Origin of the sequence: Curtobacterium sp. VKM Ac-2887 (assembly GCF_015350935.1) — a bacterium.
Lineage (GTDB): Bacteria > Actinomycetota > Actinomycetes > Actinomycetales > Microbacteriaceae > Curtobacterium.
The window spans coordinates 350,606-363,881 of record NZ_JADKSB010000001.1; the positions used below are offsets into that span (position 1 = coordinate 350,606).

14 protein-coding genes are annotated in these 13,276 nt (G+C 72.4%); 7 read left to right on the forward strand and 7 right to left on the reverse strand.

Features of this window, described 5'->3' with window-relative positions; translation table 11 throughout:
- Window positions 1-320 precede the first annotated feature (320 nt).
- The gene (locus tag ITJ69_RS01750; protein ID WP_194671796.1) at window positions 321-1,010 is read right to left on the reverse strand and encodes a metal-dependent transcriptional regulator; all 690 of its coding nucleotides are present in this window, start codon (window positions 1,008-1,010) and stop codon (window positions 321-323) included.
- A gap of 37 nt (window positions 1,011-1,047) precedes the next feature.
- Here ITJ69_RS01750 and ITJ69_RS01755 point away from each other — a divergent pair, with 37 nt between their 5' ends.
- Window positions 1,048-1,926, forward strand: a complete 879-nt coding sequence (locus ITJ69_RS01755) for a CPBP family intramembrane glutamic endopeptidase (RefSeq protein ID WP_173169791.1) — start codon at window positions 1,048-1,050, stop codon at window positions 1,924-1,926.
- Window positions 1,927-2,002: 76 nt separating this feature from the next.
- On the opposite strand, the gene ITJ69_RS01760 is transcribed toward ITJ69_RS01755, so the two are convergent.
- Together ITJ69_RS01760 and ITJ69_RS01765 are read right to left on the reverse strand one after the other, a co-directional pair.
- Window positions 2,003-2,815 carry a methyltransferase domain-containing protein gene (locus ITJ69_RS01760; RefSeq protein WP_194671797.1) on the reverse strand — a complete coding sequence of 271 codons (813 nt, stop codon included), beginning with the start codon at window positions 2,813-2,815 and terminating at the stop codon, window positions 2,003-2,005.
- Between the two features lie 2 nt (window positions 2,816-2,817).
- A complete protein-coding gene (locus tag ITJ69_RS01765; protein ID WP_111086157.1) occupies window positions 2,818-3,615 on the reverse strand; it encodes an HAD-IIA family hydrolase in 798 nt (265 codons plus the stop codon).
- Window positions 3,616-3,797: 182 nt separating this feature from the next.
- Between ITJ69_RS01765 and ITJ69_RS01770 the strand changes: the two genes are divergently transcribed.
- The 4 genes from ITJ69_RS01770 (at window position 3,798) to ITJ69_RS01785 (ending at window position 6,461) form a co-directional block, all read left to right on the forward strand.
- On the forward strand, window positions 3,798-4,493 hold the full coding sequence (locus ITJ69_RS01770; protein ID WP_134195373.1) for a TetR/AcrR family transcriptional regulator C-terminal domain-containing protein: 696 nt from the start codon (window positions 3,798-3,800) through the stop codon (window positions 4,491-4,493).
- Between the two features lie 50 nt (window positions 4,494-4,543).
- Entirely contained in the window at window positions 4,544-4,840 is a 297-nt protein-coding gene (locus ITJ69_RS01775; RefSeq protein ID WP_123937459.1) for a DUF4190 domain-containing protein, read from the forward strand.
- Between the two features lie 19 nt (window positions 4,841-4,859).
- Entirely contained in the window at window positions 4,860-5,726 is an 867-nt protein-coding gene (locus ITJ69_RS01780; protein ID WP_194671798.1) for a hypothetical protein, read from the forward strand.
- A gap of 87 nt (window positions 5,727-5,813) precedes the next feature.
- A complete protein-coding gene (locus ITJ69_RS01785) occupies window positions 5,814-6,461 on the forward strand; it encodes a TrmH family RNA methyltransferase (protein WP_123672028.1) in 648 nt (215 codons plus the stop codon).
- Between the two features lie 91 nt (window positions 6,462-6,552).
- Here ITJ69_RS01785 and ITJ69_RS01790 read toward each other — a convergent pair whose 3' ends face one another.
- The gene (locus ITJ69_RS01790; protein ID WP_123937463.1) at window positions 6,553-7,548 is read right to left on the reverse strand and encodes a LacI family DNA-binding transcriptional regulator; all 996 of its coding nucleotides are present in this window, start codon (window positions 7,546-7,548) and stop codon (window positions 6,553-6,555) included.
- Between the two features lie 271 nt (window positions 7,549-7,819).
- Between ITJ69_RS01790 and ITJ69_RS01795 the strand changes: the two genes are divergently transcribed.
- Together ITJ69_RS01795 and ITJ69_RS01800 are read left to right on the forward strand one after the other, a co-directional pair.
- Window positions 7,820-8,719 (forward strand): DUF559 domain-containing protein, encoded by a 900-nt coding sequence (locus ITJ69_RS01795; protein ID WP_194671799.1) that lies wholly within the window; start codon window positions 7,820-7,822, stop codon window positions 8,717-8,719.
- Between the two features lie 10 nt (window positions 8,720-8,729).
- Window positions 8,730-9,533 carry an NAD-dependent epimerase/dehydratase family protein gene (locus ITJ69_RS01800; RefSeq protein ID WP_228504479.1) on the forward strand — a complete coding sequence of 268 codons (804 nt, stop codon included), beginning with the start codon at window positions 8,730-8,732 and terminating at the stop codon, window positions 9,531-9,533.
- 83 nt (window positions 9,534-9,616) lie between these two features.
- On the opposite strand, the gene ITJ69_RS01805 is transcribed toward ITJ69_RS01800, so the two are convergent.
- The 3 genes from ITJ69_RS01805 to ITJ69_RS01815 are packed head-to-tail and all read right to left on the reverse strand — an operon-like array spanning window position 9,617 to window position 13,271.
- The gene (locus tag ITJ69_RS01805; RefSeq protein WP_194671800.1) at window positions 9,617-11,851 is read right to left on the reverse strand and encodes a YhgE/Pip family protein; all 2,235 of its coding nucleotides are present in this window, start codon (window positions 11,849-11,851) and stop codon (window positions 9,617-9,619) included.
- Complete coding sequence (locus ITJ69_RS01810; protein WP_194671801.1) at window positions 11,848-12,609, reverse strand: hypothetical protein; 762 nt, start codon at window positions 12,607-12,609, stop codon at window positions 11,848-11,850. Before ITJ69_RS01810 ends, ITJ69_RS01805 begins: the two co-directional genes overlap by 4 nt.
- Window positions 12,606-13,271 (reverse strand): TetR/AcrR family transcriptional regulator, encoded by a 666-nt coding sequence (locus ITJ69_RS01815; protein ID WP_123937467.1) that lies wholly within the window; start codon window positions 13,269-13,271, stop codon window positions 12,606-12,608. Before ITJ69_RS01815 ends, ITJ69_RS01810 begins: the two co-directional genes overlap by 4 nt.
- Between the last annotated feature and the right edge of the window lie 5 nt (window positions 13,272-13,276).

The window sequence follows — 13,276 nt, forward strand, 5'->3', positions numbered from 1 at the left end:
CGTCGCGCGGTCACGAAACCCCGTGCCCTGGGCGCCGAGTGGTCGTGAACCGTCGGTCGCGGGGCTGTCGGGCGGCGGTCCCTGGCCGCTCGGCGGACGTGAGCGGGGTGTCGTGACCAGTGGGGGCGACGGACAGGAGGCGCGTGGCGGCCGCGCACCGGGCCTCCCGTCCGACACCACGCGCGTTCGCGGGCCGCGGTGCGGTCGCGACGCCCCGTGCCCTGGGTGCCGAGTGGTCGTGAACCGTCGGTTGCGGGGCTGCCGGGCGACAGATGGTGACCGCTCGGCGGACGTGAGCGGGGTGGCGCGGGCGGGCCCGCTCAGTCGGCGTCGGGAGCCAGCCAGATCGCGGTCGCGGCGGCGGCGGGCAGGTCGACGAGCGCCTCGGCGCCGTCCGCCCCACGTCGGGAGACCGCGATGACGCCGGCGTAGTCCCGCACCCGCTCGACCCGCAGGTGGGTGCCGAGACCGACCCCGAGCTCGTCGAAGTACCGCAGCAGCGAGGGGTCGTCGTCGGACACCCGGTCGACGGTGCCGCACGCGCCGGGCTCGATCGCACCGAGCAGCGTGCCGAGCGTGGCGGGGACGGTGCCGTCCGCGGCGGGGATCGGGTCGCCGTGCGGGTCGTGGGTCGGGTGCCCCAGGTCGGCGTCGACCCGGTCGAGGAACCGCTCCGACACCGCGTGCTCGAGCGCCTCGGCCTCGGTGTGGACCTCGTCCCACGTGTAGCCGAGGCGGGACACCAGGAACGACTCGATCAGCCGGTGCCGCCGGACCATCGCGACCGCGACCTGCTGCCCGAGCGGGGTGAGCACGACGCCGTAGTAGGGGGTGTGCTCGATGAGGCCGTCGCGGTCGAGCTTCTTGAGGTTGCCGGACACCGTCGAGGCCGACACTTTCAACGTCGCCGCGATGTCCCGCGTGGCCAGTCCGGTGCCGCCGCGCTCCCCGGCCTTCCACATGAGCTTGACGTAGTCCTCGGCCATGGTCGACAACGAGGGCAGGCGCATACCGCCAATCGTACGGCTGCACTGGTACAACCGGGACGTGCACCAACCCCGTCGTCGCCGCTGGCCGGTCCCGCCCTCGCTGCTCATCGGCCTCGCGCCCCTCGTGGTCTTCGCGGCGATCAGCGCGTGGCGGTCACGGCCGAGCGACGACTACCCGACACTCGGCCAGACGGTCGACAGTGTCGTCCGCGCCCTGGTGATCCCCGAGGGCATCGCCGCCGTCGCGCTCGCCGTGGTCGTCACCGGGCTCGGGTGGTGGCGGATCGCGACCGTCGACCGCACCCGGACGCCGCTGCGCTGGTCCGCGCTCGCACCGGCGCTGGTGCTCGTGGTGTGCCTGGTGCGGCTGCCCCTGATCGACTGGACGGCGCTGCCCGCGCACTACTTCCTGCTGCTCACCGTCGGGGTGCTGTTCGTCGGGGTGTTCGAGGAGCTGATGGCCCGGGGCATGCTCCTGGTCGGGTTGCGTCGCCGGGTGCCCGAGTTCGGCGTGTGGGCGCTGTCGTGCGTGCTGTTCGGGCTGCTGCACCTGCTCAACGCGCTCGCCGGTGCCGGGATCGGACCGACGATGATCCAGGTCGTGTTCGCGGCGTCGTTCGGTTCCACGCTGTACGTCGCTCGCCGAGTGACCGGTTCGCTGCTCGTCCCGGTGCTGCTGCACGCGTTCTGGGACTTCGGGTCGATCGGGTACTCCGCGACCGCTGACCCGTCGGACACGGGTCGCGTCGTGGTGCTCGGCCTGATCGGGCTGTTCTCGTTCGCGGTGCTGGCGTTCGGGATCGTCGCGGGCGGCATGGTCGCGTGGCGCGACGACCGGCCGCGTCGCCTGGCGAAGCGGTGGCGTTCCGTGCCGCCGATGGCGGCCTTCGCCCTGGAGGCCCGTGGCGACCTGGCAGCGCCGGCCCCGGCCCGGTAGCCGCCCGGCTCCAGAGCCCGGCGCGCTTCCGCGCCCGGTCCGGCGTCCGCAGCAGCGCCCGGTGGGGAGCCGTCCGTCAGGGCTTGCGACCGACGGCGAAGACGCGGCGGAACGGGTACACGGTGCCGTGGGCGCTCGCCGGGTACGCCTCGCGCAGCGCCGCCCGGTACCGGTCGACGTACTCCGCCGTCAGCGCACCGGTTGGGTCGGCGGCGTCGAGGGCCGCCAGTGCCGGTCGCAGCCCGGTGCCACGGACCCAGTCGAGCACCGGGTCCTCGCCCGGCAGCAGCTGCGCGTAGGTCGTCTCCCACGCGCGGGCCGCGAACCCGGCGTCGAGCATGATGCCGAGGTAGCCGGCGGGGTCGAGCACCGGGTCCTCGCGCAGGACGCCGTCGAGCGCGGAGGCCCACGGCCCGGAGGCCCCGATCGACCGCATCAGCGCGTGCGACGGCGACCCGAAGTTGCCCGGCACCTGCATCGCGAACCACGATCCGGACGGCATCGCGTCGAGCCACCGCGGCAGCAGCGCCACGTGCGACGGTACCCACTGCAGCGCCGCGTTCGTCACCACGACGTCGTCGGTCGGCCCGGGCGTCCAGTCCTCGATCGCACCGAGCTCGAACGACAGGTTCGGCAGGCCCGCCAGAGCGGGGTCGGCCGCAGCCGACGCGAGCATCTCCCTCGAGCTGTCGATCCCGACCACCGGCGACGAAGGCCACCGCGCTGCCACCGTGGCGGTGAGGGACCCGGGACCGCAGCCCAGGTCGACGACGCGACGCGGGGCCTCCCGTCCATCGTCCGCTGGCCACGCGACCTGCGCGACCAGGTCGTGGAAGGGGCGCCCGCGGTCGTCCGCGAACGCGGCGTACCGTGACGGGTCCCAGCGCACCGCTACAGCTCGACCTCGAAGGGGGCGGTGCGGACGAGCTCGTGCACGCCGGAGATGACCTCGCTCGGACGGAACGGGTAGCGGTCGATCTCGGCCTGGTCGCTGATGCCCGTCATCACGAGGACGGTGTGGAGCCCCGCCTCGATGCCGGCCTGCACGTCGGTGTCCATCCGGTCGCCGATCATGCCGGTGTTCTCGGAGTGCGCGCCGATGCGGTTCATCGCCGAGCGGAACATCATCGGGTTCGGCTTGCCGACCACGTACGGCTGCTTGCCGGTGGCCTTCTCGATCATCGCGGCGATCGCGCCCGTGGCGGGCAGGACGCCCTCGGCCGACGGGCCGGTGGCGTCGGGGTTGGTGACGATGAAGCGGGCGCCGTCGCGGATCAGGCGGACGGCCTTGGTGATCGCCTCGAACGAGTAGTTGCGGGTCTCGCCGACGACGACGTAGTCGGGGGCGGTCTCGGTCATGATGAACCCGGCTTCGTGCAGGGCGGTGGTCATGCCGGCCTCGCCGATGACGAACGCGGAGCCGCCGGGCATCTGGGACTTGCAGAAGTCGGCGGTGGCGAGGGCGCTCGTCCAGATGCGCTCCTCGGGGACGTGCAGGCCCGAGCTCCGGAGCCGGGCGCTGAGATCACGCGGCGTGAAGATCGAGTTGTTCGTCAGGACGAGGAACTCGGTGCCCTCGTCGAGCCACTGCTGGATGAGCTCGGGGGCACCGGGGAGGGCCTGGTTCTCGTGGACGAGCACGCCGTCCATGTCGGTCAGCCAGCACTCGACGTCGTCGCGGGTCGCCATGGCCTCACCCTACTGCGCACGGCCGACGGGCCGGCCCGTCAGACGGGTTCCTTCGAAGGGGCCGGGAGGCGCGGATCGGCTCTTGCGCGTCGGCTCCGGACCCGAGATGGTCGAGTCACCGAACGCCACTCGGCTTTGCCCTAGGCTTTTCGGGACACGTACCGAATCAAGGAGAACCCGCCGTGCTCGTCGAACCCGGATCCCCGACCGCCACGCCCCGCCCCGCTGCGGTGCCGGACCTGGAAGCGGCTCCCGATCTGGTCGAGGCGACACCGCGACGACGACGGGGCCGGCCCAACGTCCTGAGCCGCGAGCAGGTGATCGACGCCGCGACGGCGATCGCGAACGAGGACGGCCTCGACCGCCTGTCGTTCCGTGCGCTCGGGGTGCGGCTCGGCGTCGCGCCGATGACCGTGCACCGGACCATCGGCGGCCTCGACGACCTGCACGGTGAACTCGTCCGTCGCACCGTCGACGAGTTCACCGCCACCTTCGTCTGGCCGGACGAGTGGCACGCCGTGGTGCGCACCTTCGCCACGACGTTCCGCGACCTGATGCGCACCCACCCCCTGGTGCTCGAGTCGCACAGCCGGCGCGGGGCCCTGGTGTCCACCGAGTCCGACGCCGTCGTGGCGAAGGTCGTCGGGGCGCTCCGCTCCGCCGGGCTGGCCGATGCCGAGGCGATGTACGCGTTCTTCGTCGTGTACGACTTCGTGGTGGGGCACACCTCGGTGGAGATCGGGCGTGGAGATGCCGAGGCCGGGCGTCCCGAGCGGCACGCGCTCGTCGGAGAGCTCCTGGGGGAGCACTCGTACGACGCACGCTTCACGCTCGGGCTCGACGTCCTCATCGCCGGGATCGAATCGCGCGTCCGCTGAATTTCGGTACGCTTCCCAACAAAAAAAGATGTGAGATACCGTCTTTCACGATGTCCACTCAGTACCAATCCCCACAGTCTTCCGTTCCGCAGCCCTACGGTTCCGTCCCGCACCGCACGAACACCCTCGCGATCATCTCGCTCGTCGCGGCGTTCGTCGCACCGCTGATCGGGTTCATCCTCGGTCTCGTCGCGATGTCGCAGGCGCGCAGACGATCCGAGGGGGGCCGCGGCCTCGCGCTCGCCGCGGTCATCGTCGGTGGGGTGGTCACGCTGCTGTACATCGGGCTGTTCGTGACGATCGCGGTCCTCGCGGCGAACGCCCCCGATCCGACGTACTCGTACTGACCGACCACGCACGTCGATCATGAGCACCACCGATCCGGCCGCCGCCCTCCGTGCGAAGGCCGCCGCGCAGCAGGGCAGCGCCCGTGCACTCGTCCTGACGATCGTGTGGGCGGCGCTCCTGCTCGCCGTCGGCGTCGTCGTCGGGTACGCGCTCGGGTCCGTCCTCGGCACCATCCGGGACATGACCGTCAACAGCGTGTTCTCGGACACGCCGGACCCGGAGTACCCGTGGTGGGCGATGCCCGTCGCGGTCACGGGGTCGGTCGTCACGCTGGGCATGTACTCGAAGTGGAACCACCGCTTCGCAGGCCGGGCGTCGGAGTTCGTCGGGGTGGGACCGGTGAGCATCTGGCTCGTCGGCGCCGCAGCCGGGCTCTGGTGGACGACCGCGACGCAGTGGGCGCCCGTCGACCGCGTCGGGACCACCGTCGACCCGGCGTTCGGCCGCGACGAAGTCTGGGGCATCGGCGGCTGGATCTGGTACGCCGCTGCGTGGTGGATCCCCGCACTGGTCACCGCGCTGGCGCTGGTCGCCCTGATCGGCGGGACGGTTGCACGCCGCGGGCAGGGCGGCCGACGCGGTCGGCTCGAACAGCTGCTGCGTGCGGGGCGCCGGGTCGACGGGATCGTCACCGCGGTCAGCGGCTCGACCGCCCACGACGCCTCCTTCACGCTGCTGCGCTGGACCTTCACGTTCACGGACCTCCAGGGACAACAGCGCTGGGTCGACCGGACCGAGGGGTTCGGCGACGGAACCGGCCCGGTGCTCGGAGCGACCGTCGTCGTCGTGTTCGACCCGACCCGTCCGAGTGATCGGAAGCGCATCTTCGCGGCGACGAACGCCGGTGCCGTGCCGGAGGACTTCCTCCGCCCGGGTACGCAGTGACACCGTGACGCGGCGGGCGTTCGGCTGGACCACGTTCGTCGGACTCGCGCCGACCGGCCCGGTTCGCCGCGGCTCTACCCTGGAGGCGTGACCGACGAGCCCGCCCCGACGCACGAACTGACGACGAACGGCGTCGGCCCGCACCCGGAACCCTGGCCGGACGACCCGCGGCTCGACCCGGAGCTGCTGGCGGCGGGGGACTCGCGGAACGTGCTCGACCACTTCCGGTACTGGTCGATGGACGCCATCGTCGCCGAGCTCGACACCCGCCGGCACGCGTTCGACGTGGCGATCGAGAACTGGCAGCACGACCTGAACATCGGGTCGATCGTGCGGAGCGCCAACGCGTTCCTGGCCGGCACGGTGCACATCATCGGGCGGCGGCGCTGGAACAAGCGCGGCGCGATGGTGACCGACCGGTACCAGCACGTCCGGTACCACCCCGACGTGCAGGCGTTCCTGGCCGCGATGGCCGAGGAGCAGCGCCCGGTGATCGCGATCGACAACACCCCTGGCGCCGATCGCATCGAGACCGCGGCGATCCCGGAGCGGTGCGTGTTCCTGTTCGGCCAGGAGGGCCCCGGGCTCACCGACGAAGCGGTGGCCGGGGCGTCCGGGCACCTGGAGATCACGCAGTTCGGTTCGACGCGGAGCATCAACGCCTCGGCGGCGGCTGCGATCGTCATGCACAGCTGGATCGTGCAGCACGCGGCGCCTGCCGACGCGACTTCGTGAGCAGAAATGGTCGGGTACGGGCCCTGGACCCGACCATTTCTGCTCACGAAGCGGGCGGGGCGGACGCGGGGCGGGCCTCCCGTCAGCCGCGTCAGCGCGGGGCGGTCGTGCGGCGAGCAACCAGGCGGGGCTCGACCAGGGACTCGGTGGCGGCCAGCCCCGGGTCGGCGATGCGGGCGAGCAGGCGCTCGCCGGCGCCGCGGCCGATCTCGACGCTGCGGTCGTCGATGCTCGTCAGGCCGACGTAGCGCGTGGCGGCGACGGGGGTGTCGTCGTAGCCGATGACGGAGACGTCCTCGGGGACCCGGAGTCCGCGTTCGGCGAGTTCGGACAGTGCTCCGAGGGCCATCACGTCGTTGGCGGCGAACACCGCGGTGACGTCGGGGTGCTCGTCGAGCAGGGCGCCGAGGGCGCGGGAGCCGGCCTCTTCGGTGGGTTCGCCGGGCAGGACCACGACGGCGGGACTTGCACCCGCACTGGCCGCGACGGTTGCCTCGAACCCTGCGCGGCGTTCCTTCGATGCCGCCGAACTCGCCCCCACGAAGCCGAGCCGCGTGTGGCCCAGCGCGAGCAGGTGCTCCGCCGCCATCCCGCCGCCGGCCCGGTCGTCGTTCGCCACGGTGTCCGCGCGGGGGATCGACACGCGCCCGCCGGCGATGACGACCGGCATCGAGGCCGGGATCGCCAGGTCGGTGTCGGGTTCGCCGGCGATGACGATGCCCTCGACGCGCATGGACAGGAAGCCCTCGACCGGCGAGGCGTCGAGCCCCGTGTTCAGGAACCGGTCCGCGACGACGAGACGGTGACCCTGGTCCTGCAGGGCCTCGCGCAGCCCGGTGAGCAGGTCGACGAACCACTGGTTCCGGAAGTCGTCGAGGACCACGCCGACGGTGCGGCTGCGGGTGCCGGCGAGGGACACCGCGGCGGTGGAGGGCCGGTAGTCGAGCTCCTGGATCGCCGTGAGCACGGCGGCCCGGCGCTGGTCACTGACCCGGGGGGAGCGCTGCAGCACCAGGGAGACGAGGGACTTCGAGACCCCGGCGCGCGCGGCGACGTCGTAGATGGTCGCGGGTTTGCCGTCTCCCATGATGCGCTTCGACCTCCGTTGGTTCGTCCGTCGATCGTAGCGGTTGACGTGACATGCGCGGGGTGGGGGGCGGGGCGCGGGGGTCGGTGCGCGGGGTCGGTGGTCGGTGCGCTTCGTGAGCAGAAATGGTCGGGTCCGTGGTGCTGACTCGACCTTTTCTGCTCACGAAGCGCGCGTGGTCACTCCTCCACACGGGAGGCCCGGGGCACGTTGTGCACGGAAGGTGCGTTCGCGCGTGTGGACCTTGCGCGGGGGCGCGAGTGTGGACGGCATGCGAGCACGCCCACTTCCACCCCGGCTCCGGTACCGGTCGTTCGACGTCAGGGCCGCCGACCGTGCGGGTGTCAGCCGCCAACGACTCCGACGGCGAGACCTGTTCCGGCCGACCCGATCGATCCGCTGGGCGCGGGGACGCCCACCCAACGGCGTCGAACGGATCCGGGCGTTCCGGCCGGTCCTGCTGCCCGGACAGTTCGTCAGCCACCTCTCGGCAGCTGTGCTGTGGGAGCTGCCGGTACCCGTCGGTGCCGCAGGGCCGGTGCACATCACGAGTCTGATCCCCGCGGCCCAACCACGTCGGATCGGAGTCGTCGGACACCGCATCACCGCTGACCGGGCTGCCGTCGCCGAGCGCTGGGGGATGCCCGTGAGCACTCCGGCGGCGCTGTGGGTCGACTGCGGTGCGCTCCTGCGCATCGACCAGCTCGTTGCACTGGGCGATGCGATCGTCACCATCCGGCGGTGTGCCACGACGATGATCGACGACCTGCGCGGAGCGCTCGACCGGGCCGGGGCGCGCGCAGGCGTCCGGAAGCTGCGGGTGGCGATCGAGCTCGTGCGGGTCGGTGCTGGCTCGCCGCGGGAGACCCTGGCGCGACTGACGATCGTGCGTGCCGGATTGCCCGAGCCGGAGCTGCAGGTCGACGTGCTCGACGAGGCCGGGCGCTTCGTGGGGCGCGTCGACATGGCGTACCCGAAGCAGCGCATCGTGATCGAGTACGAGGGGGACCAGCACCGGACCGACGCCGAGCAGTGGGGTCGTGATCTGCGGCGCTACCGCGATCTCGAACAGCTCGGCTGGGCGGTCGTCCGGTGGACGAAGTCGGACCTGGGCGTGCACGTGTCCGGCGCCGTCGACCACCTGAGGGAACTGCTCGTGCGCCGCGGGTAGCGTCCGCGGCATGGCGACGCTGCTCATCACCGGGGCCGCAGGACGCATCGGGGCGGCTCTCCGGCCCAGGCTCCTGACGGCCGGACACGACCTCGTCCTGCTCGACGAACGGACGCCCGACGACCCGGTCGTCGCCGGGGAGCGGTTCGTCTCCGGCTCGGTGAACGACCCCGCTGCGCTGGACGACGCGCTCGCCGGGGTGGACACCGTGGTGCACCTGGCCGGCATCCCGACCGAGGCCGCGTGGGGCGACCTGCTCGAGGCGAACCTGACCGGCACGAAGAACGTGCTCGAGCGTGCGGCGGCGAACGGTGTGCTCCGGGTGCTGCTCGCGAGCTCGATCCACGCGGTCGGCCGGGTCCCCGAGCCGCTCGACGAACCGGGCAGCGTGCCGGGCGACCGACTGCCGCGGCCGGACACATACTACGGCGTGACGAAGGCGGCGATGGAACTGCTCGGCAGCCTGTTCGCCGACCGGTACGACATGTCGATCGTCTCGGCGCGCATCGGGGCGTTCGGGGAGCAGCCGTCGTCGTCGCGAGCGCTCCTGATGTGGAGCTCGCCCGCCGACCTGGCGCGCCTGGTGCTCGCGACCGTCGACTTGCGCGAACCGGGGCACCACGTCGTGTGGGCGCTGTCGCGGAACACTGGCTCGCCCGCCGACCTGACCGCCGGGGAGCGCATCGGCTTCGTCCCGCGCGACGACGCGTCCCGGGCGCTCGACCCCGACGCTCGGGCGGAGCTGCCACCGGAGGACCTGCGGTTCCTCGGCGGCGAGATGGTGTCGTTGCCCCTCGGGCGCAGCACTTCGTGAGCAGAAATGGTCGGGTGGCCTGACGCCACCCGACCATTTCTGCTCACCATGCGAACGCCCGGCGCCCGGCCCCCGCGCCCCCGCTACCCGATCAGGCTCGGGCGCAGGTCGCGCAGCGTGCGGGAGCGGGTCTGCCGCGCCGTTACCACGAAGGACACGAGCAGCGCCCCGAGCAGCCAGCAGAGCAGCACGCCCGCGTCGGACCACGCGGCGCCGAGGTTCCCGCCGTACATCGTCTGCCGGATCGCGTCGACCGAGTACGTCATCGGCAGCGCGAAATGCAGCGCCGCCAACGGTCCGGGCAGCGTCTGCCACGGGAACGTGCCGCCGGCGGTGACGAGCTGCACGAGCATGAGCACCAGGCCGAGGAACTGTCCCACCGACCCGAGCAGCACGTTGAGCGCCATGATGACCGCCGCGAAGGTCGCCGAGGCGAGCACCATGATCCCGATCGTGCCGCCGACGTGCACCACGTTCAGGTCGAGGGCGAACCGCACGATGAAGAACAGCGCGACCATCTGCACCAGGCCGAGCAGCGCCGGGGTCAGCCAGCCACCGAACACCACCGCGAGGGGCTTCCGCACCGCGGTGATCGCCCGCTTCGAGATCGGCTTGAGGATGAGGAACAGCGCGTACATGCCGATCCAGGCCGCGAGCGAGATGAAGAACGGCGCGAGGCCGGCGCCGTAGTTCGACGCCGCGGCGACGTTGTCGTCCCCGACCTTCACCGGGTCGGAGATGACCGAGGCCTGCGACTCGCGCTCCGAGGCGTTCGACGCGGGGATCTTCGTGCGGCCCTCGTCGAGCGACGCGGCGAGCTTCGACGACCCGGTCTTGAGCTTGTCCAAGCCGGAGACGAGCGACGAAGCACCCTTGTCGGCGGACGCTGCGCCGGTCGCGAGCGACGAAGCACCTGACGACAGCGTGGGTGCGGCGGACGCGAGCGCAGACGTACCGTCTGCGACCTTCGCGGCACCCGTCGAGAGCGTCGACGCCCCGTCCGCCGCCGACGAGATGCCCGAGGTCAACGTCGGCGCCGCTGCGGCCAGCTTCGACGTCCCGGCGGCGAGCGTGTCGGACCCGTCCGAGAGCTGCTGGATGCCACTCGTCAGCGACGGAGCCTTCTCGGCGAGCTGCGATGCTCCGGCGGACACCTGCGCGCTGCCGGTCTCGAGCTTCTGCAGGTTGCCGGACAGCGCTCCGGCACCGGTGCCGAGATCGGCACTGCCGGCCTGCAGGTCGTCGAGCCCGGCGAGCAGCTGGGTCTTCTGCTCGGCGGTGAGCACCGTTGACTCCTGCACGACCGGCTTCAACGATGCGACGAGTTCCGGCGACTGCGCCGAGAGCTGCTGGACACCCGCGATGAACGGCGCGGCCTTGTCGGCGAGCTCGGCGTTGCCGCTGGCGACCTTCGATGCACCGGACGCGAGCGTCGCCGAGTCCGCAGGCAGGGTCGACGTCTGGTCGCGGAGCTGGTGCAGCCCGGTCTGCAGCTGCTGCGCCCCACTGTTCAACTGCTGCGTCTGCGACGGCAGCGCCGCCGTCTGCTGCTGCGCACTCGCCAGCCCCGAGGCGAGCGTGGAAGCACCCGACGCCACCTGCTGCGCCCCGCTGTCCAGCTGCTGGGTCTGGGACGGCAACGACGCCGTGCCGGAGGCGAGCTCCGCTGCGCCGGACGACAGCTTGCCCGTGCCGTCCGCCAGCTTCCGAGCCCCCGAGTCCGCCTTCGCGGTGCCGGAGGCGAGCTCGTCGGCCCCGTCGACGGCGTCGCCGAGGCTGTCGCGGACGTCGGCGAGCCCGACGAGCAGGGTCTTCGCCGCCTGCTTGCCGACGCGCTCGGCGACGGCCGTGCGCATGGTCTTGCCCGCCTGCTCCGCGATGGTCGAGGCCAGGTACGAGTTCGTGTCGGCCGTCGTCATGACGAGCTTCGCCTGCGTCGGGTCGTCGGACTGCGCGGACACCAGGTGCTCGGAGAAGTCGTGCGGGATCGTGACGACGAAGTCGTAGGTGCCGTTCCGCACGCCGGAGCGCGCGTCGGCGGCGCTGGTCTTCGTCCACTTGAAGTCGGCGCCGTCGATCGCCTCCTTCGTGACGTCGGTGCCGTAGTCGACCTGGTCGCCGTCGAGGGTGGCCCCGGCGTCGAGGTTGACGATCGCCGCCGGGATCTGGTCGAGCTTGGCGTACGGGTCGCGGTTCGCCCACAGGTACGCGCCGCCGTACAGCAGCGGCACGATCATCAGGGCGATGAACGCCAGTCGTGCGAGCGGGGTCGCGGTGAGTCGCGCCAGTTCGGCGCGGACGAGCGAGGTGGTGGTCACGGGGTTGCCTCCGTCGGGACGGTTGCGGATTCTGCGGTGACGGAAGGGCTGGACGGGAGGCCCGGCTCGGTTCCGCCGGACAGGGCCGCGTCGTCGGGACCCTCGGTCTGGAGCGCGACGTGCGTCGCGGCGTCGTCGTGCGTCTGGACGGTTTCGGTCGTGTCGAGCAGCGTCTCGACGGTCGCGGCTGCGGCCTTCGAGGTGACGAGCACGACGGTCACGCCGCGTCGGGCGACGTCGCGGAGGACCGCGAACCACTCCTCGACGGCGCCGCCGTGCCGCTCGGGCGCGGTGACGACGAGGCCGGTGACGCCGTCGCGGAGCAGGGCGAGCTCGACGAGCAGCCGCACGCGCACGGCGGTCGGCACCCGCTGGACCGGGGTGTCCGCGTAGTGCCCCAGGCCGAGTTCCTCGAGCACGGTGTCGACGTGGTCGCGCGAGGGGCGCTGGGCGGCGAACGCGAGCTCCTCGCGCACGATCTGCTTGACGGTCATCACGGGGAAGGGCTCGGCGACGCCCGGGGTGTCGACGAGGGCGAAGGCGCGGCGCACGGCGGCGGCGTCCTCGTGCCCGTCGAGCAGCAGCCGCCCGGTGTCGGGCTGCATCCGGCCGCCGGCGACGAGCGAGGCGAGCACTGGGGCCTGCTCGGTCTCGACGGCGACGACCCCGGGGTGTCCGGGTGCGGCGACGGCGGAGACGACGGGCAGTGCCGCGCCGGGCTCCTCGCCGATGCCGACGTGGTCGAGTTCGAGCGTCATGCGGGGTCCTTCACGGGGGAGACAGCGGAGCCGGTGGCCGGGGCCGCGGGTTCGGACAGCAGTGCGGTGCGCCAGTCGATGCCGGCCATGCCGAGCGCCGACAGCACCACCATGCGCCGTCCGGCCTCGTCCGGGGTGCCCGATCGGGTCGCCTCGTCGAGGACGGCGATGCACGCGCCCTCGACCAGACGCCCGAGGGTGGCGGGGTCGACGTCGTCGCGCATGGCGCCCTCGGCGATCCCGAGCGTGCACGCCTGGCGGACCTGGGCGCGCAGGGGTGCGAACACCTCGGCGACGGGCTCGGCGAACGGGCTGCGCACCGCGACCCGGGCCATGGACCGGACGTGCGAGACCTCGGTCCAGAGCGTCACCGCGATCGCGGCGAGCCGGGCGGCCGGCGGCAGCTCCTGCAGGTCCGAGGTGGTCGGCATGGCCGCGGCGATGCGAGCGGCACCGGACGTCACGACCTCGCGAACGAGGTCGTCACGTGACGGGAAATGTCCGTACACCGCGCGGCGCGAGAGTCCCGCGGCCGCGGCGATCGTCTCGATGGAGGCGTCCGGATCGCGCTGCAGGCAGGTCCGTGCTGCGTCGAGGAGGGCTGCCCGGTTCTCGGTCGCGTCGCGGCGGGGTGCGCGTGCGGGGTGGGGAGCAGTGGTCACGAACC